22 protein-coding genes and 2 tRNA genes are annotated in these 25,204 nt (G+C 65.6%); 20 read left to right on the top strand and 4 right to left on the bottom strand.

From position 1 onward, the window contains the following. The 4 genes from B4A72_RS14835 to B4A72_RS14820 all read left to right on the top strand — a co-directional run. The coding region (locus tag B4A72_RS14835; RefSeq protein WP_292953491.1) for a PRC-barrel domain-containing protein at positions 1-460 on the top strand (460 nt) is incomplete at its 5' end. 141 nt (positions 461-601) lie between these two features. After that, positions 602-678, top strand: a tRNA-Asp gene (locus B4A72_RS14830). A gap of 25 nt (positions 679-703) precedes the next feature. Then, positions 704-780 (top strand) — tRNA-Asp (locus tag B4A72_RS14825). Between the two features lie 221 nt (positions 781-1,001). Further along, on the top strand, positions 1,002-2,303 hold the full coding sequence (locus B4A72_RS14820; protein ID WP_292953494.1) for a glutamate-5-semialdehyde dehydrogenase: 1,302 nt from the start codon (positions 1,002-1,004) through the stop codon (positions 2,301-2,303). Between the two features lie 43 nt (positions 2,304-2,346). On the opposite strand, the gene B4A72_RS14815 is transcribed toward B4A72_RS14820, so the two are convergent. After that, on the bottom strand, positions 2,347-2,976 hold the full coding sequence (locus B4A72_RS14815) for a histidine phosphotransferase family protein (RefSeq protein WP_292953497.1): 630 nt from the start codon (positions 2,974-2,976) through the stop codon (positions 2,347-2,349). A 39-nt stretch (positions 2,977-3,015) separates the two neighbouring features. Here B4A72_RS14815 and B4A72_RS14810 point away from each other — a divergent pair, with 39 nt between their 5' ends. The 4 genes from B4A72_RS14810 (at position 3,016) to B4A72_RS14795 (ending at position 7,455) form a co-directional block, all read left to right on the top strand. Beyond that, the gene (locus B4A72_RS14810) at positions 3,016-3,195 is read left to right on the top strand and encodes a DUF3553 domain-containing protein (RefSeq protein ID WP_292953500.1); all 180 of its coding nucleotides are present in this window, start codon (positions 3,016-3,018) and stop codon (positions 3,193-3,195) included. A 154-nt stretch (positions 3,196-3,349) separates the two neighbouring features. Further along, on the top strand, positions 3,350-4,132 hold the full coding sequence (locus B4A72_RS14805; protein WP_292953503.1) for a GNAT family N-acetyltransferase: 783 nt from the start codon (positions 3,350-3,352) through the stop codon (positions 4,130-4,132). Next, positions 4,129-4,995 carry a lysophospholipid acyltransferase family protein gene (locus tag B4A72_RS14800; RefSeq protein ID WP_292953506.1) on the top strand — a complete coding sequence of 289 codons (867 nt, stop codon included), beginning with the start codon at positions 4,129-4,131 and terminating at the stop codon, positions 4,993-4,995. The genes B4A72_RS14805 and B4A72_RS14800 overlap by 4 nt, the downstream gene beginning before the upstream one ends. A gap of 195 nt (positions 4,996-5,190) precedes the next feature. Continuing rightward, positions 5,191-7,455, top strand: coding sequence for an adenosylcobalamin-dependent ribonucleoside-diphosphate reductase (locus B4A72_RS14795; RefSeq protein WP_292953509.1), 2,265 nt, complete (start codon positions 5,191-5,193; stop codon positions 7,453-7,455). On the opposite strand, the gene bhcR is transcribed toward B4A72_RS14795, so the two are convergent. Continuing rightward, positions 7,452-8,252 carry an HTH-type transcriptional regulator BhcR gene (gene bhcR, locus B4A72_RS14790; protein ID WP_292953512.1) on the bottom strand — a complete coding sequence of 267 codons (801 nt, stop codon included), beginning with the start codon at positions 8,250-8,252 and terminating at the stop codon, positions 7,452-7,454. The genes B4A72_RS14795 and bhcR overlap by 4 nt on opposite strands. A 185-nt stretch (positions 8,253-8,437) precedes the next feature. On the opposite strand from bhcR, the gene bhcA reads away from it, so the two are divergent. The 8 genes from bhcA to B4A72_RS14750 all read left to right on the top strand — a co-directional run bounded on the left by bhcA (position 8,438) and on the right by B4A72_RS14750 (position 17,415). After that, on the top strand, positions 8,438-9,628 hold the full coding sequence (gene bhcA, locus B4A72_RS14785; RefSeq protein WP_292953515.1) for an L-aspartate--glyoxylate aminotransferase BhcA: 1,191 nt from the start codon (positions 8,438-8,440) through the stop codon (positions 9,626-9,628). Continuing rightward, entirely contained in the window at positions 9,628-10,605 is a 978-nt protein-coding gene (bhcB, locus tag B4A72_RS14780) for a beta-hydroxyaspartate dehydratase BhcB (protein WP_292953518.1), read from the top strand. Before bhcA ends, bhcB begins: the two co-directional genes overlap by 1 nt. Beyond that, positions 10,602-11,765 carry a 3-hydroxy-D-aspartate aldolase BhcC gene (bhcC, locus tag B4A72_RS14775; RefSeq protein ID WP_292978979.1) on the top strand — a complete coding sequence of 388 codons (1,164 nt, stop codon included), beginning with the start codon at positions 10,602-10,604 and terminating at the stop codon, positions 11,763-11,765. Before bhcB ends, bhcC begins: the two co-directional genes overlap by 4 nt. Beyond that, a complete protein-coding gene (gene bhcD, locus B4A72_RS14770) occupies positions 11,765-12,727 on the top strand; it encodes an iminosuccinate reductase BhcD (protein ID WP_292978977.1) in 963 nt (320 codons plus the stop codon). Before bhcC ends, bhcD begins: the two co-directional genes overlap by 1 nt. A gap of 35 nt (positions 12,728-12,762) precedes the next feature. Beyond that, positions 12,763-14,253: a nucleobase:cation symporter-2 family protein gene (locus B4A72_RS14765; protein WP_292953524.1), complete on the top strand. Its 1,491-nt coding sequence runs from the start codon at positions 12,763-12,765 to the stop codon at positions 14,251-14,253. Then, a complete protein-coding gene (locus B4A72_RS14760) occupies positions 14,237-15,589 on the top strand; it encodes an 8-oxoguanine deaminase (RefSeq protein WP_292953527.1) in 1,353 nt (450 codons plus the stop codon). The genes B4A72_RS14765 and B4A72_RS14760 overlap by 17 nt, the downstream gene beginning before the upstream one ends. Positions 15,590-15,804: 215 nt before the next feature. Continuing rightward, the gene (gene uraH, locus B4A72_RS14755) at positions 15,805-16,158 is read left to right on the top strand and encodes a hydroxyisourate hydrolase (RefSeq protein ID WP_292953530.1); all 354 of its coding nucleotides are present in this window, start codon (positions 15,805-15,807) and stop codon (positions 16,156-16,158) included. Between the two features lie 3 nt (positions 16,159-16,161). After that, positions 16,162-17,415: a urate hydroxylase PuuD gene (locus B4A72_RS14750; RefSeq protein WP_292953533.1), complete on the top strand. Its 1,254-nt coding sequence runs from the start codon at positions 16,162-16,164 to the stop codon at positions 17,413-17,415. A gap of 68 nt (positions 17,416-17,483) precedes the next feature. On the opposite strand, the gene B4A72_RS14745 is transcribed toward B4A72_RS14750, so the two are convergent. Next, positions 17,484-18,179, bottom strand: a complete 696-nt coding sequence (locus tag B4A72_RS14745) for a hypothetical protein (protein WP_292953536.1) — start codon at positions 18,177-18,179, stop codon at positions 17,484-17,486. A gap of 193 nt (positions 18,180-18,372) precedes the next feature. After that, positions 18,373-19,266: a LysR family transcriptional regulator gene (locus tag B4A72_RS14740; protein WP_292978975.1), complete on the bottom strand. Its 894-nt coding sequence runs from the start codon at positions 19,264-19,266 to the stop codon at positions 18,373-18,375. A 112-nt stretch (positions 19,267-19,378) separates the two neighbouring features. On the opposite strand from B4A72_RS14740, the gene xdhA reads away from it, so the two are divergent. From xdhA to guaD, 4 genes are read left to right on the top strand one after another with little or no spacing between them, the layout of a single operon-like run. Continuing rightward, positions 19,379-20,830, top strand: coding sequence for a xanthine dehydrogenase small subunit (gene xdhA / locus B4A72_RS14735; RefSeq protein ID WP_292953542.1), 1,452 nt, complete (start codon positions 19,379-19,381; stop codon positions 20,828-20,830). A 2-nt stretch (positions 20,831-20,832) separates the two neighbouring features. After that, the gene (gene xdhB / locus B4A72_RS14730) at positions 20,833-23,139 is read left to right on the top strand and encodes a xanthine dehydrogenase molybdopterin binding subunit (RefSeq protein WP_292953544.1); all 2,307 of its coding nucleotides are present in this window, start codon (positions 20,833-20,835) and stop codon (positions 23,137-23,139) included. Continuing rightward, positions 23,136-23,876 carry a xanthine dehydrogenase accessory protein XdhC gene (gene xdhC, locus B4A72_RS14725; RefSeq protein WP_292953547.1) on the top strand — a complete coding sequence of 247 codons (741 nt, stop codon included), beginning with the start codon at positions 23,136-23,138 and terminating at the stop codon, positions 23,874-23,876. The genes xdhB and xdhC overlap by 4 nt, the downstream gene beginning before the upstream one ends. Then, a complete protein-coding gene (gene guaD / locus B4A72_RS14720; protein ID WP_292978973.1) occupies positions 23,864-25,147 on the top strand; it encodes a guanine deaminase in 1,284 nt (427 codons plus the stop codon). Before xdhC ends, guaD begins: the two co-directional genes overlap by 13 nt. The last annotated feature ends 57 nt before the right edge of the window (positions 25,148-25,204 follow it).

The raw sequence follows: 25,204 nt of genomic DNA, 5'->3' as shown, positions 1-25,204 counted from the left end.
ACAAACCGCGCCGACCACGGCCGCCCCCGACCAGGCCGCGAACGACAGCGCGGCGGCACCCGCTGCCGGGGATCAGGCTGCTGGCGGAGCGGCTGCGACTGACGCCAACGCCAAGGATACCAGTGCCGAGAATGCTGGGATCCAGACCGCAGCCGCGCAGATCGCGCAGCGGGAAGGACAGACCGTGGTCAACGCCGACGAGGTCGTCGCGACCGGTCTGGACGGGCTTCAGGTCTTTGCCTCGGATGATGAAGAGATCGGCGAGGTTGACAGTTTCGACACAGCCAACAACGCCGCCATCGTCAGTGTCGGCGGCTTTCTGGGAATGGGCGAACGTCAGGTTTCGCTGCCGATGGACCAGATCTCGTTCCAGCGCGATGGCGAGGGAACGGTCCGCGCCTATATCGCGCAGGATTCCGAGCAGATCGAGGATATGCCGGAATACAAGCCAGCCGAATAGCGCCGCGAAAGCCGCCTGAAACCCGATCGCGCGCCGGACCGTTCCGGCGCGCGATTTTTTGTGACGCGGCCTTGACGGGACCGGGCGCTGTGCGTAAACCCCGCTCACCCCGGCGGGCGATCGGCCGGGGGATGCGAGTGTGCGGTTGTAGCTCAGTTGGTTAGAGTACCGGCCTGTCACGCCGGGGGTCGCGGGTTCGAGCCCCGTCAACCGCGCCACTCACATCCTTCGCCCGACATGTGTGCGGTTGTAGCTCAGTTGGTTAGAGTACCGGCCTGTCACGCCGGGGGTCGCGGGTTCGAGCCCCGTCAACCGCGCCATCCTTCATCAGCCTTCCCCATCTCTTTTCCCGATACCGGCGCGCCTTGCCCGGGCGCAGGCATGTCGCGTCATGCGTCGCCTTGTCACGACGACGGAGTTGCGACGGAAGGCATGGTCCGGGACGGGCGGGTCATGGGTCATATCAGGACTCCTGTTTCCTTGCGGGATTGGGTATGGGTGACATTTCACGCGACCGGGCACGGATCGAACCCGTCATGCGATGCGACCCGCGCGCCCTGCAGCGAGGCGAAAGGCGATGAAGGACATGGATGAATCGGCGGCCCTGATCGCGCGGATGGGCGCGGCGGCCAGGACGGCCTCGGTGACGCTGGCCACGGCCTCGGCCGAGCGCAAACACGCGGCGCTGATCGGCGCGGCCGAGGCGATCCGCCAGCGGGCCGACGAGGTTCTTTCGGCCAATGCCGCGGATCTGGATCTGGCCCGGAAGAACGGGCTGGGCGGTGCCATGCTGGACCGGCTGCGACTGGACCGGGACCGTCTGCGCGGCATCGAGGACGGCCTGCGCGCGGTGGCCGAACAACCTGATCCGGTGGGCGCGGTGATCGCGGAATGGGATCGGCCGACGGGTCTGCATATCCAGCGCGTGCGGACGCCCATCGGGGTGCTGGGGGTGATCTATGAAAGCCGTCCCAACGTGACGGCCGACGCGGGCGCGCTGGCGCTGAAATCGGGCAATGCGGTGATCCTGCGCGGCGGATCGGAAAGCCTGAATTCCAGCGTCGCGATCCATGATTGCATGGTGCGGGGCCTGCGCCAGGCAGGTTTGCCCGAAGATGCGATCCAGCTTGTGCCGGTGCGCGACCGGACCGCTGTCAGCGCCATGTTGCAGGCCCAGGGATTGATCGACGTGATCATTCCGCGCGGTGGCAAAGGTCTGGTCGGGCTGGTGCAGCGCGAGGCGCGGGTTCCGGTCTTTGCGCATCTGGAAGGCATCTGTCACGTCTATGTCGATGCCGCCGCCGATCCCGACATCGCCCGCCGCGTGGTGCTGAATGCCAAGACTCGGCGGACGGGGATCTGCGGTGCGGCGGAATGTCTGCTGATCGACCGCGCCGCGGATCGCGGGCTGCGCGAAGACCTGATCGCCGATCTGGTCGCGGCTGGCGTCGAGGTTCGGGCCGAGGGCGCGCTGGCCGGTCTGCCGGGGGTGGTTACGGCCGAAGATGACGATTTCGGACGCGAGTTTCTGGACATGATCATCGCCGCGAAACTGGTCGATGGGGTCGAGGGCGCGATCGACCATATCCGCCGTTTCGGCAGCCAGCACACCGAGGCGATCGTCACCCGCGACGACCGGGTCGCGCAGCGGTTCTTTGCCGGTCTGGACAGCGCGATCCTGATGCGCAACGCCTCGACCCAGTTCGCCGATGGCGGCGAATTCGGCATGGGTGCCGAGATCGGAATCGCCACCGGCAAGATGCATGCCCGCGGGCCGGTGGGGGCCGAGCAGCTGACCAGCTTCAAGTATCTGGTGACGGGCAAGGGAGCCATCCGCGACTGATCGCCCTGCCGTGCGGCAAGCCGGCCCGGGTCGGCCCCTTGCCTCAGAAGGCGATTTCGGCGCCTTGTTCGTCCACCTCCCAGCGGATGCCGCGGCGGGCGCGACGCGCGGCATCGGCCAGCAGGGCAAAATGGACCTCGGCGGGGCCGCAGGCGCGACTGCCTTCGGCGCCCGGATCGAACAGCGCCCACAGCGCGGTATCGGGCTTGGTGCGATCTGCCTCGGCGACGAATCGCCACCCGGCCGAGCCGTGCAGAATCATCACCCGCCCGCCCCAGGGCAGCGCGGTCTCCAGACACATCAGCGCCAGCATGACCATCCGCACATCGGCGCGTGCGAAGTCGCCCTGGGCATCAAGCTGAACCTTCAGTCGCCCTTGCGCGGAAACCCCCTCGGCCAGACGCGCCAGTTCCGCCCGGCTGACGCGCTGATCGCCCTGCGCCTGCCCGAACGCGATTCGGAAGGCCTGTATCCGGGCCCGCGCGGCGGCCACCGATTCGGCGATCAGACGCAATTCCGGGCTGTCGGAAATGCCGGGAAAATCGGGCGACATCTCCAGCAATTCGACCCCGTTGCCGATCGCGCCAAGCGGCGAGATCAGGTCATGGCACAGCCGCGACCCCACCATTTGCGCCAATTCGCCGGATCCGATCTGCATTGTGTCGAGCGTCATGCGGGTTTACCTTCCTTGACGATGATGCGAGGTGCGGCCTTGAACGAGATGCTGGAACCCGGAATGATCGTGCGCCATCCCGCGGCCCCGGAATGGGGCGACGGACAGGTGCAGTCGCGGATCGGGGATCGCATTACCGTGAATTTCACCGAGGCCGGAAAGCGTGTGATAGACGGCCGGCGGGTCGTTCTGGATATCGTCTGGACGCGGGATTCGTGAAGTCTTTCAATCATGAACGTCGTTCTGCAACCAAGGGTTGTATCCCTCAAGCCTTACCCGGAGTCAACCGCCGCACGCCGATCCGGCCATGTTGCAATGATGCCGCCCCGCGCCTAGACAGGCCGCACCGCCCTGCAACAATCCTTCAGGCTTCATGAAGTCCGCCCCCTCCTATTTCGACATCCGCATCGCAACCTCGGAGCGCGATCTGAAGGCCGCACAGCGCCTGCGCTATCGTGTCTTCGTCGAGGAACTGGGTGGCGATGGCGCGTTGGTCGACCACGAGGCGCGGCTGGAACGCGACGAATTCGATCCGGTCGTCGATCATCTGTGCCTGATCGACACCCGCCGTTCCGCCGAAGACCTGGATCACGTGGTCGGCGCCTATCGCCTTCTGCCCGGCAGCCGCGCGGCCGAATTCGGGCGATTCTACTGCGATGCGGAATACGATCTGACACCGCTGCGGCAATCGGGGCGATCGCTGCTGGAACTGGGCCGGTCCTGCGTCGATCCCGATTACAGGGGTGGCTCGGGGATGTTCCTGCTGTGGAACGCGCTGGCCGATTATGTGCTGGATCTGGGGATCGAGGTGCTGTTCGGCGTGGCCAGTTTCCACGGCACCGACCCGGCCGAACTGGCACCCTCGCTGAGCTGGCTGCATCACAACCATCTGGCGCCGTTGGGTCTGCGCCCGCGCGCGCGCGCGGCGGGCTTTCAGCCGATGGACCTGATTCCGCCCGAACGGCTGGACCGGCGCGAGGCGCTGGTGTCGATGCCGGCGCTGATCAAGGCCTATCTGCGGCTGGGCGGGCTGGTGGGCGAAGGTGCTTTCGTGGACCGCGCGTTCAACACGACCGATGTGTTCCTGCTGATGGATACCAAGGCAATGTCGGACAAGCATCGAAAGTTCTATGAAAGCCGCTGGCACGGCCAATGAGCGGGCCATTGCGCGAGGCCACATGGCGCGAAGGCGCGCCTCCGGCCTTGCCGCGCCCGCACGGCGTGGCGGAATGGTGGCGGGTGATCCGGCGGGCTGTGCCGGCATTGCTGGTGCTGTTGCTGGGCGTGGTGCTGATCCTGCCGCTGCGCGCGGCCGAGAGGCTGATCCACGGCTCGCGCCGGCCCTGGACGGGGCCGCATGTGCAACTTGTCTGCCGGCTGGTCCTGGCCTGTATCGGCCTGGACTGGCAGCGCAAGGGGCGACCCATGCGCGGCCCCGGCGCGGTGGTGGCGAATCATTCGAGCTGGCTCGATATCCTGACCATGAACGCCGCCATGCCGGTCTTTTTCGTCAGCAAGGCCGAGGTTCGCCGCTGGCCGGGGATCAATATCCTGACGGCGGTCACGAACACGCATTTCGTGGTCCGTGACCCGAAATTTGCCCGTGCGCAGGCGACCGAATTCGCCGCCCGCATCCGCGCCGGCCACCGGCTGCTGTTCTTTCCCGAGGGCACCTCGACCGATGGCCGCCGCGTTCTGGCCTTCAAGCCGACGCTGTTTCAGGGCTTTCTGGATCCCGGCCTGCCCGCGGATCTGGCCATCCAGCCGATGAGCGTGATCTACCACGCACCCGAAGGCGCTGATCCGCGGTTTTACGGCTGGTGGGCCGACATGGCGCTGGCCGATCACCTGCTGGCAGTGCTGTCCGCGCGCCGTCAGGGAATGGCAGAGGTGGTGCTGCATCAGCCGGTGCCGGTCGCGGGCGAGACGCGCAAATCTCTGGCCGCGAAGACCGAGGCCGCGGTGCGGGGCGGGGTCGAACAGGGACTTGTCCAGAACCCGCCCAGGCGCCAGGGCTGAGAGAGGGGCGCAAGCGGCGACGCGGTTGGGCGGTGTCCCGGCGGGTGTTGCATCGGCCTTGATTGCGCGGAAATGCCGATCTTCGGGGGCTTCCCTATTGAGGCTTGAACGCGCATGATCGGCGGGTTATCCGAAGTCTCTCCGATGACTATATATAGTGGTCTCGCCCGTCGTGACTGCCAAAGGAATGCCGCTATGACCCGCTTTGCCGTCCCCATCGCCGAACAGATCTGGGATATGAAATACCGGATGAAGGACGCCGAGGGGAAGGCGATCGACGCATCGGTCGAGGATAGCTGGCGGCGCGTGGCGCGCGATCTGGCGCGGGTCGAGAAGGACGCCGCGCTGTGGGAGGATCGGTTCTACGCCGCGCTGGAGGATTTCAAGTTCCTGCCCGCCGGACGGATTCTGGCGGGCGCGGGCACCGGCCGCTCGGTGACGCTGTTCAACTGCTTCGTCATGGGCACGATTCCCGACAGCATGGCCGGCATCTTCGACATGCTGAAGGAGGCCGCGCTGACCATGCAGCAGGGTGGCGGGATCGGTTACGATTTCAGCACCATCCGCCCGCGCGGAGCCGAGGTGAAGGGCGTGGCGGCCGACGCGTCCGGCCCGCTGTCCTTCATGGATGTCTGGGACGCGATGTGTCGCACGATCATGTCGGCCGGGTCGCGCCGGGGGGCGATGATGGCGACGATGCGCTGCGACCACCCGGACGTGGAACACTTCATCGAGGCGAAGCAGGACAGCGCCCGGTTGCGCATGTTCAATCTGTCCGTCCTTGTCACCGACGATTTCATGGAGGCGGTCAGGGCCGACGGGCCATGGGACCTGACCTATGGCGACAGGGTCTATCGCACGGTTCAGGCGCGCGATCTTTGGAACCGGATCATGAAGGCCACCTATGATTACGCCGAACCCGGCGTGATCTTCATCGACCGGATCAACAAGGCCAACAACCTGAACTATGTCGAGACGATCGCCGCGACCAATCCCTGCGGCGAACAGCCCCTGCCGCCCTATGGCGCCTGCCTGCTGGGTTCGGTCAACCTGGCGCGGCTGGTGACGGATCCCTTCACCGATGCCGCCAGGCTGGACGAAAAGGCGCTGGACGGCCTGGTCCGGACCGCCATCCGGATGATGGACAATGTCGTCGATGCCTCGAAATTCCCGCTGCCGCAGCAGCGGGCCGAGGCGCAGGCCAAGCGCCGGATCGGACTGGGCGTCACCGGCCTTGCCGATGCGCTTCTGATGCTGGGCCTGCGCTACGGCGCGGCTGATGCGGTTGAACAGACGCGCGTCTGGATGAAGGCCATCGCCAGATCCGCCTATCTGGCCAGCACCGATCTGGCGCGAGAGAAGGGCGCCTTTCCGCTGTTCGATGCCGGGAAATATCTTGCATCCGGCTTCATGTCGAAGATGGACGCGGATGTGCGCGAGGCGGTGGCAAAACACGGTATCCGCAACGCGCTGCTGACCAGCATCGCGCCGACCGGGACAATCAGCCTTTACGCCGGCAACGTCTCTTCGGGGATCGAGCCGGTCTTTGCCTATGCCTATACCCGCAAGGTTCTGCAGAAGGATGGTTCGCGCACCGAGGAAGAGGTGGTCGACTACGCCGTGCAGATGTGGCGCGACCTGCATGGCGACGCGGCCCTGCCGGATTATTTCGTGAACGCGCAGACGCTGGCCCCCCGCGATCACGTCGCCATGCAGGCCGCCGCGCAGGAATGGGTCGACAGTTCCATCTCCAAGACCATCAACTGCCCCGAGGATATCGGTTTCGAGGAATTCAAGGATGTCTATCTGTCGGCCTGGGATCTGGGCTGCAAGGGCTGCACCACCTATCGACCCAACGATGTGACCGGCAGCGTGCTGTCGGTCAGCGAAAAGTCCGAAACCGCGCCCGAGGCCGATCAGGGCGCCGATGTGGTCTATCTGACCGAGCCGCTGGACCGTCCGGCCGAACTGGAGGGCGCGACCTACAAGCTGAAATGGCCGGGCAGCGAACACGCGATCTACATCACCGTGAATGACATCGTGCAATCGGGTCATCGCCGGCCCTTCGAGGTCTTCATCAATTCCAAGAACATGGAACATTATTCCTGGACCGTGGCGCTGACGCGGATGATCAGCGCGGTGTTCCGACGCGGCGGGGACGTGTCCTTCGTGGTCGAGGAACTGAAGGCGGTGTTCGACCCGCGTGGCGGCGCCTGGATGGCCGGCCGCTATGTCCCCTCGATCCTCGCCGCGATCGGCGGCGTGATCGAACGCCACATGATCGCCATCGGTTTTCTGGAAGGCGAGGGCAAGGGGCTGAAATCGGACCCGAAGGCCGAGGTCATGACCATCGGCGAGGCGCCCGGCGGCCCGGCCTGCCCAAGCTGCGGGCAATACGGAATGCGGATGGTCGAGGGCTGCATGACCTGCCCAAGCTGCGGCCATTCCAAATGCGGCTAGCCGCCTGACGCCTGGGTCAGATCGCCCGCGGCGGCGGCGACGGCGGCGCCCAGCGTCTTGACATGCTCGTGCCCGATCCGGTGGGTCGGGCCGCTGACGCTGATGCCGGCCACGGCCTCGCCCGTCAGATCGAAGACCGGGGCGGCGATGCAGCGCATCCCGCGGGTACGTTCCTCGTCGTCGAAGGCGAAGCCGCGATGGCGGATGCGCGACATGTCGGCCTGCAATGCCTCGGGCGTGGTCAGGGTGTTGTCGGTAAAGCGTTGCAGCGGCGCGCGCTCCAGCACCTCACGCAGGATCTCGGGGCGGCCGAAGGCCAGCAGCGCCTTGCCGATGCCGGAGGCGTGCAGCGCCGAGCGGGTGCCGGGCGGAAAGAAGGCGCGGATCGTCTCGTGCGTTTCGGCCTGGCTGACGAACAGCACCGCGTCGCCGTTCAGGATACCCAGATTGGCGGTTTCCCCGGTATGTTCCATCAGTGCGCGCAGGATCGGGCGCGCGCGCTCGACGATGCCCGAGCGGCGCATGAAGGCTGATCCCAGCCGGAAGGTTGCCGGCCCGATATGCCAGGCTTGGGTTGCCGGGTCGCTTTCCGCCACGCCGCGCGCGGCCAGCGTATGCAGCACACGGTGCACGGTCGAGGGCGACTGGTCCATCCTTTCGGCCACCTCGGACAGCGTCAGGCCGGGATGGGCGGCCAGCAAATCCAGAATGTCCAGCGCCCTGTCCAGCGCCTGAATCGTGCCCGCGGCCTCGGGCGCGCTGCGCGGGCGACCCCGTTTGCGTTGCGGTTCAGCCATTTTCAACCTCTGCTTAATTCAGCCATCTCTTGCGGACGAAAATCCCGTTGCGCAACTGGAAAATCGCAACGCTCTGTAAAAACGGGACAATCCGGAACATTTCCGCTTGCCGGAAATGATTTCCAGAAAAATTGCGAACTTGCAAGGGCAGGGCTAGCATTTCGATACTCGCAGGAGGAGTCGCCATGACAAGCCAGAACCCCGTCTTCATTCCCGGTCCCACCAACATTCCAGAGGTGCTGCGCAAGGCCGTGGACATGCCCACGATCGACCATCGCAGCCCGGTTTTCGGGCGCATCCTGCATCCCGCGCTGGACGGTGTGAAACAGGTGCTGAAGACGGCCGAGGGCCGGGTCTTTGTCTTTCCCTCGACCGGCACCGGAGGCTGGGAAACCGCGATCACCAACACGCTGTCGGCCGGCGACAAGGTTCTGGCCACCCGCAACGGCATGTTCAGCCATCGCTGGATCGACATGTGCCAGCGGCACGGGCTGGACGTCCAGGTCGTCATGCAGGAATGGGGCGAGGGCGTGCCCGCCGATCGCTTCGAGGACATCCTGACCGCGGACAGGGAACATCAGATCAAGGCGGTTCTGGCCACCCATAACGAAACCGCGACCGGCGTGCGCAGCGACATCGCCGCCGTCCGCCGCGCGCTGGATGCCGCAGGCCACCCGGCGCTGCTGCTGGTCGATGGCGTCAGTTCGATCGCTTGCTACGATTTCCGCATGGATGAATGGGGCGTCGATATCGCCGTGACCGGCAGCCAGAAGGGCTTCATGCTGCCGCCGGGCCTGGCCATCCTGGGCTTTTCGCCCAAGGCGATGGCGGCGGTCGAGACCGCCCGGCTGCCGCGCACCTTCTTCGACATCCGCGACATGGCCAGAGGCTATGCCGCCAACGGTTATCCCTACACGCCGCCGGTCGGGTTGCTGAACGGCCTGAACCTGGCCTGCCAGATGCTGCTGGATGAGGGGCTGGACAATGTCTTTGCCCGCCATCACCGCATCGCCGAGGGCGTGCGCCGCGCGGTCGACGCCTGGGGCTTGCGGCTTTGCGCGGCGCGGCCGGATCTGTATTCCGACAGCGTCAGCGCGATCCGCGTCCCCGAGGGCTTTGACGCCAACCGCATCGTCAGCCATGCGCTGAACACCTATGACGTGGCCTTCGGCACCGGTCTGGGCGACGTGGCCGGCAAGGTCTTCCGCATCGGGCATCTGGGCATGCTGACGGACGTGATGGCGCTGTCGGGCATTGCCACGGCGGAAATGGTCATGGCCGACCTGGGCCTGCCGATCACGCTTGGCAGCGGCGTCGCCGCGGCGCAGGATCATTATCGCCAGAGCGCCGCCGGCAGCCAGCGGGCAGCCGCATGATGAAGGACATCGCTATGGATATTCCCACCTATGACGACATGCTGGTCGCGCATGATCGGATCAAGCCGCATATCCGGCGCACGCCGGTCCGGACATCGGATTACCTGAACGATCTGACCGGCGCGCAGCTGTTCTTCAAATGCGAGAATTTCCAGGAACCGGGGGCCTTCAAGGTCCGCGGCGCCAGCAACGCGGTCTTCGGGCTGAGCGACGATCAGGCGAAAAGGGGCGTGGCCACGCATTCCTCGGGCAATCACGCCTCGTGCCTGTCCTACGCGGCGATGCGGCGGGGTATTCCCTGCCATGTGGTGATGCCGCGCACCGCGCCACAGGCCAAGAAGGACACCGTGCGCCGCTATGGCGGCCAGATCACCGAGTGCGATCCCTCGACCAGCTCGCGCGAGGCGACCTTTGCGAAGGTGCAGGAGGCGACGGGGGGCGATTTCGTCCATCCCTACAACGACCCGCGCGTGATCGCGGGGCAGGGCACCTGCGCCAAGGAACTGATGGAGCAGGCCGACGGGCTGGATATCGTCACCGCCCCGATCGGCGGCGGCGGCATGATTTCGGGCACCTGCCTGACGCTGGCGACGCTGTCGCCCCAGACGCGGGTGATCGCGGCCGAGCCGGAACAGGCCGATGACGCCTATCGCAGCTTCAAGGCCGGCCACATCATCGCCGATGATGCGCCCAAGACCATCGCCGACGGGTTGCTGGTGCCGCTCAAGGACCTGACCTGGCATTTCGTCAGCAACCACGTCTCCGACATCTATACCGCGTCCGACGCCGAGATCGTCGATGCGATGAAGCTGATCTGGAAACATCTGCGCGTGGTGATGGAGCCCAGCAGCGCCGTGCCGCTGGCCACCATCCTGAAAAACCGCGACGCATTCGCCGGCAAGCGCGTCGGCATCATCATCACCGGCGGCAATGTCGATCTGGACAGGCTGCCCTGGACCCAAGGAGAGGCGTCATGAACGCACCCGCGAACTTCGACAATCTGGAAGTCGGCTTCGACGTGCCGGCGCTGCCCGGCATGGATGAAAGCGAAATCCAGACACCCTGCCTGATCCTCGATCTGGACGCGCTGGAGCGCAACATCAGGAAGATGGGCGATTACGCCAGGGCACACGGGATGCGCCACCGCAGCCACGGCAAGATGCACAAGTCCGTGGACGTGCAGAAATTGCAGGAAAGCCTGGGCGGCGCGGTCGGTGTCTGTTGCCAGAAGGTCAGCGAGGCCGAGGTCTTTGTCCGCGGCGGCATCAAGGACGTGCTGGTCAGCAACCAGGTCCGCGACCCGAAGAAGATCGACCGACTGGCGCGTTTGCCCAAGCATGGCAGCCGGATCATCGTCTGCGTGGACGACGTGGCAAACGTGGCCGACCTGTCGGCGGCGGCGCAGAAGCACGGCACGCAACTGGAAGTCTTTGTCGAGATCGATTGCGGCGCCGGCCGCTGCGGGGTCAAGACCGCCGACGCAGTGGTCGAGATCGCGCGCGCCGTCGATGCCGCGCCGGGACTGAAATTCACCGGCATCCAGGCCTATCAGGGCGCGATGCAGCATCTGGACAGCTATGACGACCGCAAGGCGAAACTGGACGCTGCCATCGCGCAGGTGCGGGACGCCGTCGATGCGCTGAAGGCCGAGGGTCTGGAACCCGAGCTGGTCTCGGGCGGCGGCACCGGCAGCTACTATTTCGAAAGCAATTCGGGCGTCTACAATGAGTTGCAATGCGGCAGCTACGCCTTCATGGATGCCGATTACGGACGTATCCACGACAAGGACGGCAAGCGCATCGACCAGGGCGAATGGGAAAACGCGCTGTTCATCCTGACCAGCGTGATGAGCCACGCCAAGCCCGACAAGGCCATCTGCGATGCCGGCCTGAAGGCGCAGTCGGTCGATAGCGGGCTGCCCTTCATCTATGGCCGCGATGACGTGAAATACGTCAAATGCAGCGACGAACATGGCGTGATCGAGGATCCGGACGGCGCGCTGAAAGTGAATGACAAGCTGCGACTGGTGCCGGGCCATTGCGATCCGACCTGCAACGTCCATGACTGGTATGTCGGTGTCCGCAACGGCAAGGTCGAAACGCTGTGGCCGGTCAGCGCGCGCGGGAAGGCCTATTGATGTGGGTCGTTCCTGAAAAGGAAATCGCCGGCCTGATGACGCCCGAGGCGGCGTTCGAGGCGGTCGAGGCGGTCTTCGCGGCCATGGCGCGCGGAGATGCCAGCAACTTTCCGGTCGTGCGCGAGGCGATCGGCTACGAAGATGCGCTGTATGGCTTCAAGGGCGGCTTCGACAGGGCGGCGCTGAACCTTGGACTGAAGGCCGGCGGCTACTGGCCCAACAACCAGAAGCACGGGATCATCAACCACCAGTCCACGGTATTTCTCTTCGACCCGGATACCGGACGGGTCGCGGCGGCGGTGGGCGGCAACCTGCTGACCGCCTTGCGCACAGCCGCGGCCAGCGCCGTGTCGATCAGGCATCTGGCGCCGAAGGATGCCCGCGTGCTGGGCATGATCGGTGCGGGCCATCAATCTGCGTTCCAGATGAGGGCCGCCGTGCAGGCCGCCGATTTCACCAGCGTGATCGGCTGGAACCCGCATCCCCAGATGCTGACACGGCTGGCCGATACCGCGGCCGAACTGGGCCTGCCCTTCGAGGCGGTCGATCTGGGCCGGCTGGGGGCCGAGGCGGATGTCATCATCTCGATCACCTCGGCCTTCGAGCCGCTGCTGATGGACGCCCATGTGAAGGGCCCGACCCATATCGCCGCGATGGGCACCGATACGCGCGGCAAGCAGGAACTGGACCCGGCCCTCGTCCGTCGTGCCCGGCTTTTCACCGACGAGGTTGCCCAATCCCTCAGCATCGGCGAATTCCAGCACGCCGCGGCGCAGAATATGATTTCCACCAGCGATGTCACCGCGATAGGCCAGGTCATCATCGGCAATCATCGGGGACGAGACGATGCGCAGATCACCATTTTCGACGGCACCGGCGTCGGGCTGCAGGATCTTGCGGTCGCAGGCGCGGTCGTCGAACGCGCGAAGGAACAGGGAAAGGCCGTCGAGGTCGAGATTTGAGAAAACCGTGACATCCGTGGAAAGGGAGGTCCGCAATGTCTGATGCAAGCTATCCAACCGGCAGCGCCGCGACGGCGCATTCCGTCAACGAGCTGCTGCCGGCGCCGAAACTCGTGACGCTGGGGTTCCAGCACGTGCTGGTCATGTATGCCGGCGCCATCGCGGTGCCGCTGATCGTCGGCCGGGCGCTGCAATTGTCGCCCGAGGAGGTGGCCTTCCTGATCTCGGCCGACCTGTTCGTCTGCGGGATCGTGTCCATCATCCAGAGCCTGGGCGCGACGCAATATTTCGGTATCAAGCTGCCGGTGATGATGGGTGTCACCTTTGCCTCGGTCGGACCGATGGTGGCCATCGCGCAGACGACGCCGGGCCAGGAAGGCGCGCGTGCGCTGTTCGGGGCGATCATCGCCGCCGGCCTGATCGGAATCCTGATCGCGCCCGTGATCAGCAAGATGTTGCGCTTCTTTCCGCCGGTCGTCACCGGCACGCTGATCCTGACCATCGGCATCAGCCTGATGCCGATCGGCATCAACTGGATCTTCGGATTGCAGGGCGGCCCGACCGCGCCCAGGATCGTCGATCCCGAGGCCGTGGCCTGGCTGGACGCGGCGCGTGCGGCGGGCGATGTGCCGGCCAGCGTGGCGCTGGCGGCGAACGTGCCCAACCCGCTTTATGCCTCGGGCAGAAACATCATGATCGCGATCCTGGTTCTGGGCACGATTCTGCTGGTGTCGCGCTATGCGCGCGGCTTTCTCGCCAATATCGCGGTGCTCGTGGGCATCGCGGTGGGCGGAATCGTGGCAGCGGCCCTGGGGATGATGCAGTTCGACAAGGTGGCCACGGCCGAGTGGTTCGCCTTCATCAAGCCGCTGCATTTCGGGATGCCGACCTTCGATCCGATCATGATCCTGACCATGCTGCTGGTCATGCTGGTCACGATGATCGAATCGACCGGCATGTTCCTGGCGCTGAGCGATATCTGCAAGAAGCCACTGAGCCAGAAGTCGCTGGCCGCCGGCTTGCGCGCCGACGGCCTTGGCACGGCGATCGGCGGGTTGTTCAACACCTTTCCCTATACCTCGTTCTCGCAGAATGTCGGACTGGTGGGCGTGACCGGGATCCGGTCGCGCTTCGTCTGCGTGGCCGGAGGCGCGATCATGATCGTGCTGGGGCTGATCCCGAAAATGGGCGCTCTGGTCGAAAGCCTGCCGACCACTGTTCTGGGCGGCGCCGGGCTGGTCATGTTCGGCATGGTCGCCGCCACCGGCGTGAGGATTCTGGCGCGGGTCGATTTCGCATCCAACCGCCATAACCTGTTCATCGTCGCCATCTCGATCGGGGTCGGCATGATCCCCGTGATCGCCCCGGATTTCAACCAGTGGATGCCGAAGGCGATCTATCCGCTGGTCCATTCCGGCATTCTTCTGGCGGCGATCAGCGCGGTGCTGCTGAACTGGTTCTACAACGGCGCGCCCGATATCGACGAGGCGGAACTGCGCGAAGCGGGCCATGTCGCCGAGCATTGACCGCCTGCTGATCCGGGGTGCCGACGTCGTCGTGACCATGGATCAGTCGCGATCCGAGATCGCCTCGGGCGATGTGTTGATCGAGGATGGCAGGATCGTGGCGGTGGGCCGGGGCCTGCCGCCCGATCGTGCCCGCGTGATCGAGGCGGCGGGCTGTGTCGTCACGCCCGGCCTCGTCAACACCCACCACCACCTGTTCCAGACCCTGACCCGCGCGGTGCCCGCCGCACAGGACGCCGCGCTGTTCGGGTGGCTGAAGACATTGTATCCGATCTGGGCCCGGATGGGCCCGGATGACATCCGCCTGTCGGCCGAGATTGGCCTGGCGGAGCTGGCCATGTCGGGCTGCACCTGTTCGTCCGATCATCTCTACATGTTTCCGAACGGCGCGCGGCTGGACGACAGCATCGAGGCCGCGCGGAAGATCGGCATCCGCTTCACCGCCACGCGCGGCGCCATGTCGATCGGCGAAAGCCGGGGCGGACTGCCGCCCGATGCCCTGGTCGAGGACGAGGCCGCGATCCTGCGCGACAGCGAAAGGGTCATCGACGCCTTTCACGATCCGGCGGAAGGCGCGATGGTGCAGGTCGCGCTTGCGCCCTGTTCGCCCTTTTCGGTCAGCCGCGAGTTGATGCGCGACGCAGCGATCCTGGCACGCGACAAGGCCGTGCGGCTGCACACCCACCTGGCCGAGAACGACGAGGATATCCGTTATTCGCTTGCGACTTTCGGGATGCTGCCGGGCGATTACGCCGAAAGCCTGGGCTGGACCGGCGAGGATGTCTGGCACGCCCATTGCGTCAAGTTGTCGGCCCCCGAGATCGACCTGTTCGCGCGGACCGGCACCGGCGTCGCCCATTGCCCCTGTTCCAACGCCCGGCTGGCCAGCGGCATCGCGCCGGTCCGCGCCATGCGCGACGCAGGAGTGGCCGTGGGCCTGGGCGTCGATGGCTCGGCCAGCAACGATTGTTCCCATCTGGGGCTTGAGGCGCGGCAGGCAATGCTGGTTGCCCGGTTGCGCGACGGACCGGCCGCGATGGGCGCGCGCGAGGTGCTGGAGATCGCCACGATCGGCGGGGCGCGCGTGCTGGGGCGGCGCGATATCGGCGCCCTGGCGCCGGGGATGCAGGCCGACCTGGTGCTGTGGGATATCGGCGACTTGCCGGTGGCGGGCCACTGGGATCCGGTCGCGGCGCTGGTCTTCTGCGCGCCGGTCAGGCCAAGGGCCGTCTATGTCCAGGGCCGGGCCATCGTCGGCGAACACCGCCTGCTGAGCGCCGATCCGCGCGAGTTGCAAGGCCGGGCGCAAGCGGCCGTGGCCCGGCTTGCGGGCTGATGCGGCCGGCTTTCGCCGCGGCACATGGCGGGGGGCCTGTTTGCGCCGGCGCGGCCTTCGTGGCGAACCGCCTGGCCATCTGCGGGGAAACATTCTTCCGGGGCCGGGCATGTGCGATTATGCACCAGATGTAAAGACTGCCTTGCCTCTGCCGTGTCTCGCCTGTCGTGGCGGATCGGTTATCAATCAGGCGGCAATCATCAGGGGAGGCGAGGATGCCGGGATTTCTGACAACCCATGTTCTTGATACCGCCCGCGGCGCTCCGGCCGAGGGGATGGAGGTGGCGCTGTATCGGCTGACGGACGGGCAGCGAACCGAACTGGCGCGGCTTCGCACCAATGCGGACGGCCGCACCGACCGGCCGATCCTGCCAGAGGCGGATTTCGCGACGGGAACCTACGAGTTGCAGTTTCACGCGGGCGCGTGGATGGATGCGACCGGCATCGCGGCGGAAAACCCGCGCTTTCTGGACCTGATCCCGATCCGGTTCGGAATGTCGCAGGACGATCACTATCATGTCCCGCTGCTGATCTCGCCCTTCGGATTTTCAACCTATCGGGGAAGCTGAGCGATGGTTCCGGATCACGTCGTCATCTGGGAATGGCTGGCCTTCGCCATTCGCTGGACCCATGTCATCACCGCGATCGCCTGGATCGGGTCATCCTTCTATTTCATCGCGCTGGATCTGGGGCTGCAAAAGGCGCCGCATCTGCCGAAAGGCGCCCATGGCGAGGAATGGCAGGTCCATGGCGGCGGCTTCTACCATATCCAGAAATACCTGGTCGCGCCCGAGCGGATGCCCGAACATCTGACCTGGTTCAAATGGGAAAGCTATTCGACATGGCTGTCGGGCGCGGCCTTGCTGATGGTCACCTACTGGGCGAATTCGCAGCTGTTCCTGATCGATCCCGCGAAGATGGATCTGGTGACCTGGCAGGCGGTGCTGATTTCGGCGGGATCGCTGGCGCTTGGCTGGCTGATCTATGACCGGCTTTGCAAATCGCCGCTGGGCGAACGTCCGACGGTGCTGATGCTGCTGTTGTTCGCGGCGCTGGTGGCGATGGGCTGGGGTTACGATCAGGTCTTCACCGGCCGCGCCGCGCTGCTGCATCTGGGCGCCTTCACCGCGACGATCATGACCGCGAACGTGTTTCTGGTCATCATGCCCAATCAGCGGATCGTCGTCGCCGACCTGAAGGCCGGGCGCGCGCCGGATCCGAAATACGGCAAGATCGCCAAGCTGCGTTCGACCCACAACAACTACCTGACGCTGCCGGTCATCTTCCTGATGCTGTCCAACCATTACCCGCTGGCCTTCGCCAGCCAGTACAACTGGCTGATCGCCGCGCTGATCTTTCTGATGGGCGTCACAATCCGGCATTTCTTCAACACCATGCATTCGCGCAAGGGCGAATTGTGGTGGACCTGGCTGGTGACGGCGGTTCTGTTCATCATGATCATGTGGCTCAGCTCGGCCGGACTGAATCAGGACAGCTACGAACAGGCCGAGGCCCGCACCCTGTCCCCGTCCGAACAGCGTTTCGCCGATGCCGAGGGCTTCCAGCAGGTCAGCGACATCGTGATGGGCCGCTGCGCGATGTGCCATGCGCGGCAGCCGGGCTATGAAGGTATCTATCACGCGCCGAAGGGGATCTTTCTCGAAACCCCCGCAGACATCGCCCGCGCCGCGCGCGAGATCTATGTGCAGGCGGGACTGACCGACGCGATGCCGCCCGCCAATGTCAGCTTTATCGAACCGGAAGAGCGGGCCCGCATCATTCGCTGGTTCCGGGCGGCGGGCGCCGCCGATACGGCCGGGATGTAGGGGTCTGGCCTCTGATGCCGATGCCGGCGGGGGCGCGGCGACAGGTTGCCGCCGCGCCGGAAGATTTCTCAGACAGCCGCGCGGCGGCGTTTCCTGATGGCACCCAGAAAGCCCAGGCCACCCATCAGCAGCAGCCCCGTCGCGGGCAGAGGCACGGGCGACAATTCGGCCGCGGCAACGGGCAGCGTCGCGTCATATCCCGCCGGCAGCAGATTGCCTTCCCCGTCCTGGCGCACGCCGTCGGGCACGGTCTGGCCGTGAACGACGTATTCGCGCAGGAACAGCGGGAAAAGATCCGCCGCGGTGTAGTTGACGCGCGAGACCGGACTGAAGAAGACCGCGTCGTCGGTCAGATCGAAGTCGAGGTCATAGGACAGATTTCCCGAAGCGTCGGAAATCGGCCCGGTATGAACCTTGGACGGGTCGCTCGAAGGCAGCGCCAGCGACGGCTCCAGCGACAGCAGGATGTCGCCGTAATTCGGCAGCGCCTCCAGCACTTCCACAAATCCGTCCTTGTCCGTGTCCAGATCGGCCGTGGGCAGGATCGAATCCTTGGGCGTGCCATCTTCGTTGAAGCGGCCATGGACGTGGTTGATGTGCAGGGCGTTCGGCTCCAGCCCCATGATCCGGGCACTGACCGTCAGCAGAGTCAGCGCCTCATTCACCACGAAAGTGACGCTTCCGCTCACCCCCGAGTTGTTCAGTTCGACCAGATTTGCCTTGAAGGTTGCAGTCCAACCCGCAGCCGGCAGGCCGAGAATCATCGCCGTGGCCGCGGCGGCTATCGTTTTCTTTTTATTACGCAAAGACTTACCTCCTGATACCGGCTATCCGACAGCGGATGCCGCCGTTAACCTTAACCGGCTGGACAGGTCGCCCACCCGATTTCTCGGACTATGCTCATCACCTCGTCGTGAAGCCGTCGTGATGAAGGGGCCATGCGACCGGCTGCGAGGGCTAGAAGATTTTCTTCAACTCGCGCACGGAATGGTCGGCGAACATGCGGACCTTGGGATCCTGCAACCGACGATGCGGGGTCAGGCAGCCGAATTGCGAGGGCGGCGGCGGCGTGCCGGGCAGAACCTCGACCAGCCGGCCCGCCGCCAGATCGGCGGCCACCTCGTATCGCGGCCGGTTGGCGATGCCGTGTCCGGCAAGCGCCCAACCTGTCAGCACGTCGCCGTCATCCGTGTCATAGCGGCCGCCGACCATCATTTTCTGCGGCCCCTCGGCGGTATCCAGAACCCAGAAATATTCCGGACTGCGCGGATATCGCAGCAGCAGGCAGTTGTGATCGGCCAGATCCTCGGGGCGTTTCGGCGTGCCTTGCGCGGCCAGGTAGGCGGGCGCGGCGACCAGCACACGCGGCGCGTCCGCGATCTTGCGCCATTTCAGCGCGGAATCCGCAGGGTCGCCAAGAAAGAAAGCCAGATCAATGGCATCCTCGACGATATTCACGTTTCGGTCGGACAGGCGCAAGCGCACATCGACGCCGGGATTCTCGGCGCAGAAGGGCGGGATCAGCGGCGCGATCAGACGCCGGCCCAGACCAAGGGGCGCGGTCAGCCGGATCACGCCCTGCGGCTTGCCGGAAAAGCTGCTGACCATCGCCTCGGCCTCGTCCAGCGTGTCGATGACGCGGCGGGCATGGTCATAGAAGCTGCGGCCGATCTCGGTCGTGGTCAGCTTGCGGGTGGTGCGGTTCAGCATCCGCACGCCGAAGCGGTTTTCCAGATCCTTGATCCGGTTCGAGGCGACGGCGGGCGACAGCCGCAGATCGCGCCCGCCCGCGGTGATCGAGCCAAGCTCGACCACACGGACGAAAACACGCAGGCTTTCGAGATAGGACATTTGCGTAGGCCGCTTTCAACGTTTCGTGTAAAGTCTTCCGCGTCGCGAGTGATTTCGCAATCCTTTTTTCCGGCCTACCTTTCCGGACGGGTTCACAGCGAGGAGGAATGCCATGACGCCCCGATTGCGCTTTCTGCTGAACGATCAGGAGATAAGCCTCGGCGAGGTCGGCGCCGCCGACACGCTGCTGGACTTCCTGCGCATCTCGCGCCGTCTGACCGGCACCAAGGAGGGCTGTGCCGAGGGCGATTGCGGCGCCTGCACGGTGCTGTTGGGCCGACTGACCGGATCCGGGCTGATCTATGAGCCGATCAACGCCTGCATCCGCTTTCTGGCATCCTGCCACGGCTGCCACATTGTCACGGTCGAACATCTGCGCGGACCCAAGGGCGGTCTGCATCCGATCCAGAAGGCGATGGTCGCCCATCACGGCAGCCAGTGCGGCTTCTGCACGCCGGGTATCGTGATGGCCCTCTACGGCCTGTGGATGAGCAACCCGGAGGCGGGCGTGGCCCAGATCGAGGAGGCCTTGCAAGGCAACCTGTGCCGCTGCACCGGATACGAGCCGATCGTCAAGGCGGCGCTGGCCGCCGGCCGCGAGGGCGGACAGGCGCGCGATGCGCTGACCCTTGAACGCGAAACGGTTGCCGGAAGGTTGCAGGGCATGTGGGGCCGGCGGGTGGAATTGTCCAGGGATGGCCAGCGCGCCATCATCCCTGCCGATACCGACGATCTGGCCTCCGTGCTGGCAGAGAACCCCGAAGCCACGCTGGTCGCGGGCGCGACCGATGTGGGTCTGTGGGTGACGAAATTCCTGCGCGACATTTCCCCGGCGGTGTTCATCGGCCATCTGATGAAGGGTATCCGCGTCGAGGGCGATCAGATCCGTCTGGGCGCGGGCGTGACCTATTCCGAGGCCGCGCCGCTGATCGCAAGGCACATCCCGGCCGCGCATGATTACTGGCTGCGCATCGGCGGCTGGCAGGTGCGCAACATGGGCACGATCGGGGCGAATATCGCCAACGGATCCCCCATCGGGGACACGCCGCCCCTGCTGATCGCGCTTGGCGCGCGGATCGTGCTGCGCAGGGGCGCGGCGCGGCGCGAGGTCGCGTTGCAGGATTTCTTCATCGATTACGGCAAGCAGGACCGTCAGCCCGACGAGTTCGTCGAGGAGATCGTGATACCGACCCGCCCGAATGCACGGGTCGCGGCCTACAAGATCAGCAAGCGCCGCGACAGCGACATCACCGCCGTCGCCGCCGGTTTTTGCCTGAGCGTTGAAAATGATGTCATCACCGAGGCGCGCATCGCCTTTGGCGGCATGGCGGCCATCCCGAAACGCGCCGCCCGCGCCGAGGCCGCATTGACCGGCCAGCCCTTCGCGGTCGAAAGCTTCGAAGCGGCCGCCGATGCCGTGGCCGAAGATTTCCAGCCGCTCAGCGACTGGCGGGCCAGCGCCGAATACCGGCAGGCCGTCGCGGCCAATCTGTTCCGCCGTTTCTGGCTGGAACAATCCGAACCGGATCTGCCGGTGCGGCTGAATCACGCGGCAGGAGTTTGACGATGAAGGACGACACCACCATCCGCGGCCTGGCCCACAGCGAAACAGCCCATGACAGCGCCATCAAGCATGTCACCGGCCGGGCCGACTACACCGACGATCTTCCCGAGCCTCAGGGTCTGATCCATGCCTATCTGGGCCTGTCGGAATGCGCGCATGGCCGGATCACCGGCATGGATTTCACCGACACGCTGGCCCATCCCGGCGTGCTGGGCGTGCTGACCGCCGCCGACCTGCCGGGCGTCAACGATGTCTCGCCCAATGGCAAGCATGACGATCCGGTCTTCGCCCAGGACCATGTGCTGTTCTGGGGCCAGCCGGTCTTCGCCGTTATCGCCGAGAGCCGCGATCAGGCCCGCCGCGCTGCGCAGAAGGCGCAGATCGAGTATGAGGCCCTGCCCTTCGCGCTGGATCCGATCGCCGCCCGGGATGCGGGTCATGATTATGTGACCGATCCGCTGACCCTGCGGCGCGGCGATGCCCGTGCCGCGATGGCGACGGCGCCGCGTCGCATCAAGGGCCGTTTCGGCATCGGCGGGCAGGATCACTTCTATCTCGAAGGTCAGATCGCCATGGCCGTGCCCGGCGAGGACGAGGATGTGGTCATCAATGTCTCGACCCAGCACCCGTCCGAGGTGCAGCACATGGTCGCCCATGTTCTGGACGTGCCCAGCCATTCGGTCGTCGTGAACGTGCGCCGCATGGGCGGCGGCTTTGGCGGCAAGGAAACGCAGATGAACCTGTTCGCCTGCGTTGCCGCCGTCGCCGCGAAACGCTGGAATCGCGCGGTCAAGATTCGTCCCGACCGCGACGACGACATGATCGCCACCGGCAAGCGCCATGACTTCGTCGTGGATTACGAAGTCGGCTTCGACGACGACGGGCATATCCTCGCCGTCGATGGCGACTGGTATGCGCGCTGCGGTTTCTCGGCCGATCTGTCCGGCCCCGTCACCGACCGGGCGCTGTTCCACGCCGACAACGCCTATTTCTACCCCGATGTCGAATTGCGCAGCCATCCGCTGCGCACCCACACCGTCAGCAATACCGCCTTTCGCGGCTTCGGCGGCCCGCAGGGCGTGATCGTGGCCGAACGGATGATCGAGGAAATCGCCTATGCCCTTGGCCGCGACCCCTACGAGATCCGGCGGAAGAACCTGTATCGGAACGGCCAGTTGACCCCCTATCATCAGCCGGTCGAGGATCAGATCCTGCCGCGCATCTTTCAGGAACTGGAAACCGACTGCGATTATCACGCTCGCCGTCAGGCGGTGCTGGACTGGAACGCGAAGGCTGGCGTGATCCGCAAGGGCATCGCGCTGACACCGGTGAAATTCGGCATCAGTTTCACCGCGACCTGGTTCAACCAGGCCGGTTCGCTGATCCATGTCTATTCCGACGGCTCGATTTCGCTGAACCATGGCGGCACCGAGATGGGGCAGGGGCTGAATACCAAGGTCGCCCAGATCGTGGCCGAGGCGTTCCAATGCGACATATCCCGGATCAAGATCACCCGCACGACGACCGAAAAGGTGCCCAATACCTCGGCCACGGCGGCCTCGTCGGGCAGCGACCTGAACGGCATGGCCGCGCTGGACGCGGCCGAACAGATCAAGGCGCGACTGATCGATTTCGTCGCCGAGCGCTGGCAGGCCCCGCGCGACGAGGTGCGCTTCATCCCCGGTCATATCCGCGCGGGCGGGCAGGACGTTCCCTTCGACGAGGTGATCGCCGCGGCCTACATGGCGCGCATTCACCTGTCGGCGGCGGGCTTTTACAAGACGCCCAAGATCCACTGGGACCGCGCGACGGGTCGCGGCCGGCCCTTCTATTACTTTGCCTACGGCGCGGCGGTGTCCGAGGTTTCGGTCGATACGCTGACGGGCGAATACGTGATCGACCGGACCGATGTGATCCACGATGTCGGCCGCTCGCTGAACCCGGCCATCGACAAGGGGCAGATCGAGGGTGCCTTCGTCCAGGGCGCCGGCTGGCTGACCTGCGAGGAATTGTGGTGGGACGACAAGGGACAATTGCGCACCCATGCGCCCTCGACCTACAAGATCCCGCTGGCCTCGGACAGGCCGCGTGTCTTCAACGTGAAGCTGGCCGACTGGTCGGAAAACGCCGAACGCACGATCAAGCGGTCCAAGGCCGTGGGCGAACCGCCCTTCATGCTGGGCATCAGCGTCTTCGAGGCGATCAACATGGCCGTCGCGTCGATCGGCGACTACCGCGAACCGGCGCGGCTGGATGCGCCGGCCACGCCCGAACGCGTGCTGATGGCCGTGAACCGGCTTCGGGGATGATCCGGGTCCGCGTCATCGCGACGTCGGGATCGACTCCGCGCGATGCCGGGGCCGAAATGATCGTCGAGCCCCATCGCGTCACCGGCACGATCGGCGGCGGACAGCTGGAATACATGGCCATCGACCGCGCCCGGCAGATGATCGCGCGCTCCGAGGAAAGCGCGCGGATGGAGGTTCCGCTGGGCCCCGAGATCGGCCAGTGCTGCGGCGGCCGCGTCACCTTGTGCCTGGACCGCGAGCCGTCTGCCCTCGAAGACCATCCCGACGCGCTGATCTTCGGTGCGGGCCATGTCGGCCGGGCGCTGGCGCTGGCGCTGCAACCGCTGCCGGTCAACGTCACCCTGATCGATCAGCGCGCGCCGGAGCTGGCGCAGGCCGCCCCCGGCATCGAAACCCGCATGTCGCCGCTGCCCGAAGCCCTGATCCGCGCCGCCCGCCCCGGCAGCGCCGTCGTCATCCTGACCCATGATCACGCGCTGGACTTCCTGCTGGCCGCCGAGGCGCTGAGCCGCGACGATTTGTGCTATGTCGGCATGATCGGCAGCGCCACGAAACGTGCCCGCTTCAGCGGTTTCGCCCGCAAGCAGGGCCTCGATCCGGCGCCGCTGGTCTGTCCCATCGGCGCCGGCCTGACACGTGACAAGCGCCCCTCCGTCATCGCCGCCACCACCGCCGCCGAGCTGATCGCCCGGCTGACCGCCACTTCTTCGTTGAACAAATACCCATGCAACAGCTGATCCGGGGCCGCGTCCTCGATTTTCATGCCGACCCGGCGGAAACCGCGGACAATCACCGCTACCTCGAAGACGGCGCCGTCCTGATCGACGATGGCCGCATCCTGGCCGTCGACGACTACGCGGTTCTGGCCAGGCCGGGGATTGCGGAAATCGACCATCGCCCGAACCTCATCCTGCCCGGTTTCATCGATACCCATATCCATTTCCCGCAGGTTCAGGTGGTGGCCAGTTGGGGTACGCAGCTTCTGGACTGGCTGAATACCTATACCTTCCCCGAAGAGGCGCGCTTCAACCAGCAGGGTCACGCCCCGGCCATGGCCGACGCCTTCCTGAACCTGCTGACCGACCACGGCACGACCACGGCTGTCGCCTTCTGCTCGGTCCATCCCGAAAGCGCCGAGGCGCTGTTCACCGCCGCCCATGCCCGGAACATGGCCATGATCGCCGGCAAGGTGATGATGGACCGCAACGCCCCGCCCCAGGTTCTGGACACCCCGCAGCAGGGCTATGACGACAGCAAGGCGCTGATCGAACGCTGGCACGGCAAGGGGCGGCAGCGTTACGCCATTACCCCGCGCTTCGCCATCACCTCGACGCCCGAGCAGATGGCGGCCACGGGCCGGCTTGTCCAAGAATTTCCCGATTGCCATATCCAGACGCATCTGTCCGAAAACCTGGACGAGATCGCCTTCACGCTGGGCCTCTATCCCGACGCCCGCGACTACCTGGACATCTACGAAACCTACGGCCTGCTTTCGGAAAAACTGCTTCTGGGCCATTCCATCCACCTGCGCCCGCGCGAGATCACTCGCATGGCCGAAACCGGCAGCCGCGCCGTCTTCTGCCCGACCTCGAACCTGTTTCTCGGCTCGGGCCTGTTCGACGAGGCCGGGCTGCGGACGGCGGGGATCGCCTGCGGCATCGCTACCGATATTGGCGGCGGCACCAGCTATTCGATGCTGCAGACCCTGAACGAGGGCTACAAGATTCTGCAACTGCGCGGGCAGAAGCTGCATCCCCTGGCGGCCTTCCACTGGGTCACGCGCGGCAATGCGCAAGCCCTGGGCTTGCAGGACGAGATCGGCACGCTGGCCGCCGGCAGCGCCGCCGATCTGGTCGTTCTGGACAGCCGCGCGACGCCGGCGATGGCGCTGCGCGCCCAACGCGCCGGAACGCTGGCCGAGGAATTGTTCATCCTTCAGATCATGGGCGACGACCGCGCCGTGGCGCAGACCTATGTCGCGGGCAAGCCGATGAAATCGGCGGACTAGATCAAATCCCGCGCGGCCGCTTGGCGGGGGCGGCGCCTTCGGCTATGGCTGGGCGCA

It is taken from the genome of Paracoccus sp. UBA5162, assembly GCF_002413585.1.
In the GTDB taxonomy this organism is placed as follows: domain Bacteria; phylum Pseudomonadota; class Alphaproteobacteria; order Rhodobacterales; family Rhodobacteraceae; genus Paracoccus.
This window is presented reverse-complemented; position numbering and strand designations above follow the sequence as displayed.

Bases quoted from the DNA above. Each gene is read 5' to 3' on its own strand.
- bhcA (WP_292953515.1), top strand. From the start codon at position 8,438: ATGACAAGCCAGAACCCCGTCTTCATTCCCGGTCCCACCAACATTCCA.
- B4A72_RS14760 (WP_292953527.1), top strand. From the start codon at position 14,237: ATGTCGCCGAGCATTGACCGCCTGCTGATCCGGGGTGCCGACGTCGTC.
- B4A72_RS14805 (WP_292953503.1), top strand. From the start codon at position 3,350: ATGAAGTCCGCCCCCTCCTATTTCGACATCCGCATCGCAACCTCGGAG.
- xdhC (WP_292953547.1), top strand. From the start codon at position 23,136: ATGATCCGGGTCCGCGTCATCGCGACGTCGGGATCGACTCCGCGCGAT.
- bhcR (WP_292953512.1), bottom strand. From the start codon at position 8,252: ATGGCTGAACCGCAACGCAAACGGGGTCGCCCGCGCAGCGCGCCCGAG.
- bhcB (WP_292953518.1), top strand. From the start codon at position 9,628: ATGAAGGACATCGCTATGGATATTCCCACCTATGACGACATGCTGGTC.
- xdhB (WP_292953544.1), top strand. From the start codon at position 20,833: ATGAAGGACGACACCACCATCCGCGGCCTGGCCCACAGCGAAACAGCC.
- B4A72_RS14740 (WP_292978975.1), bottom strand. From the start codon at position 19,266: ATGTCCTATCTCGAAAGCCTGCGTGTTTTCGTCCGTGTGGTCGAGCTT.
- bhcD (WP_292978977.1), top strand. From the start codon at position 11,765: ATGTGGGTCGTTCCTGAAAAGGAAATCGCCGGCCTGATGACGCCCGAG.
- B4A72_RS14795 (WP_292953509.1), top strand. From the start codon at position 5,191: ATGACCCGCTTTGCCGTCCCCATCGCCGAACAGATCTGGGATATGAAA.
- uraH (WP_292953530.1), top strand. From the start codon at position 15,805: ATGCCGGGATTTCTGACAACCCATGTTCTTGATACCGCCCGCGGCGCT.
- bhcC (WP_292978979.1), top strand. From the start codon at position 10,602: ATGAACGCACCCGCGAACTTCGACAATCTGGAAGTCGGCTTCGACGTG.
- xdhA (WP_292953542.1), top strand. From the start codon at position 19,379: ATGACGCCCCGATTGCGCTTTCTGCTGAACGATCAGGAGATAAGCCTC.
- B4A72_RS14820 (WP_292953494.1), top strand. From the start codon at position 1,002: ATGCGACCCGCGCGCCCTGCAGCGAGGCGAAAGGCGATGAAGGACATG.
- B4A72_RS14800 (WP_292953506.1), top strand. From the start codon at position 4,129: ATGAGCGGGCCATTGCGCGAGGCCACATGGCGCGAAGGCGCGCCTCCG.
- guaD (WP_292978973.1), top strand. From the start codon at position 23,864: ATGCAACAGCTGATCCGGGGCCGCGTCCTCGATTTTCATGCCGACCCG.
- B4A72_RS14815 (WP_292953497.1), bottom strand. From the start codon at position 2,976: ATGACGCTCGACACAATGCAGATCGGATCCGGCGAATTGGCGCAAATG.
- B4A72_RS14745 (WP_292953536.1), bottom strand. From the start codon at position 18,179: ATGATTCTCGGCCTGCCGGCTGCGGGTTGGACTGCAACCTTCAAGGCA.
- B4A72_RS14750 (WP_292953533.1), top strand. From the start codon at position 16,162: ATGGTTCCGGATCACGTCGTCATCTGGGAATGGCTGGCCTTCGCCATT.
- B4A72_RS14765 (WP_292953524.1), top strand. From the start codon at position 12,763: ATGTCTGATGCAAGCTATCCAACCGGCAGCGCCGCGACGGCGCATTCC.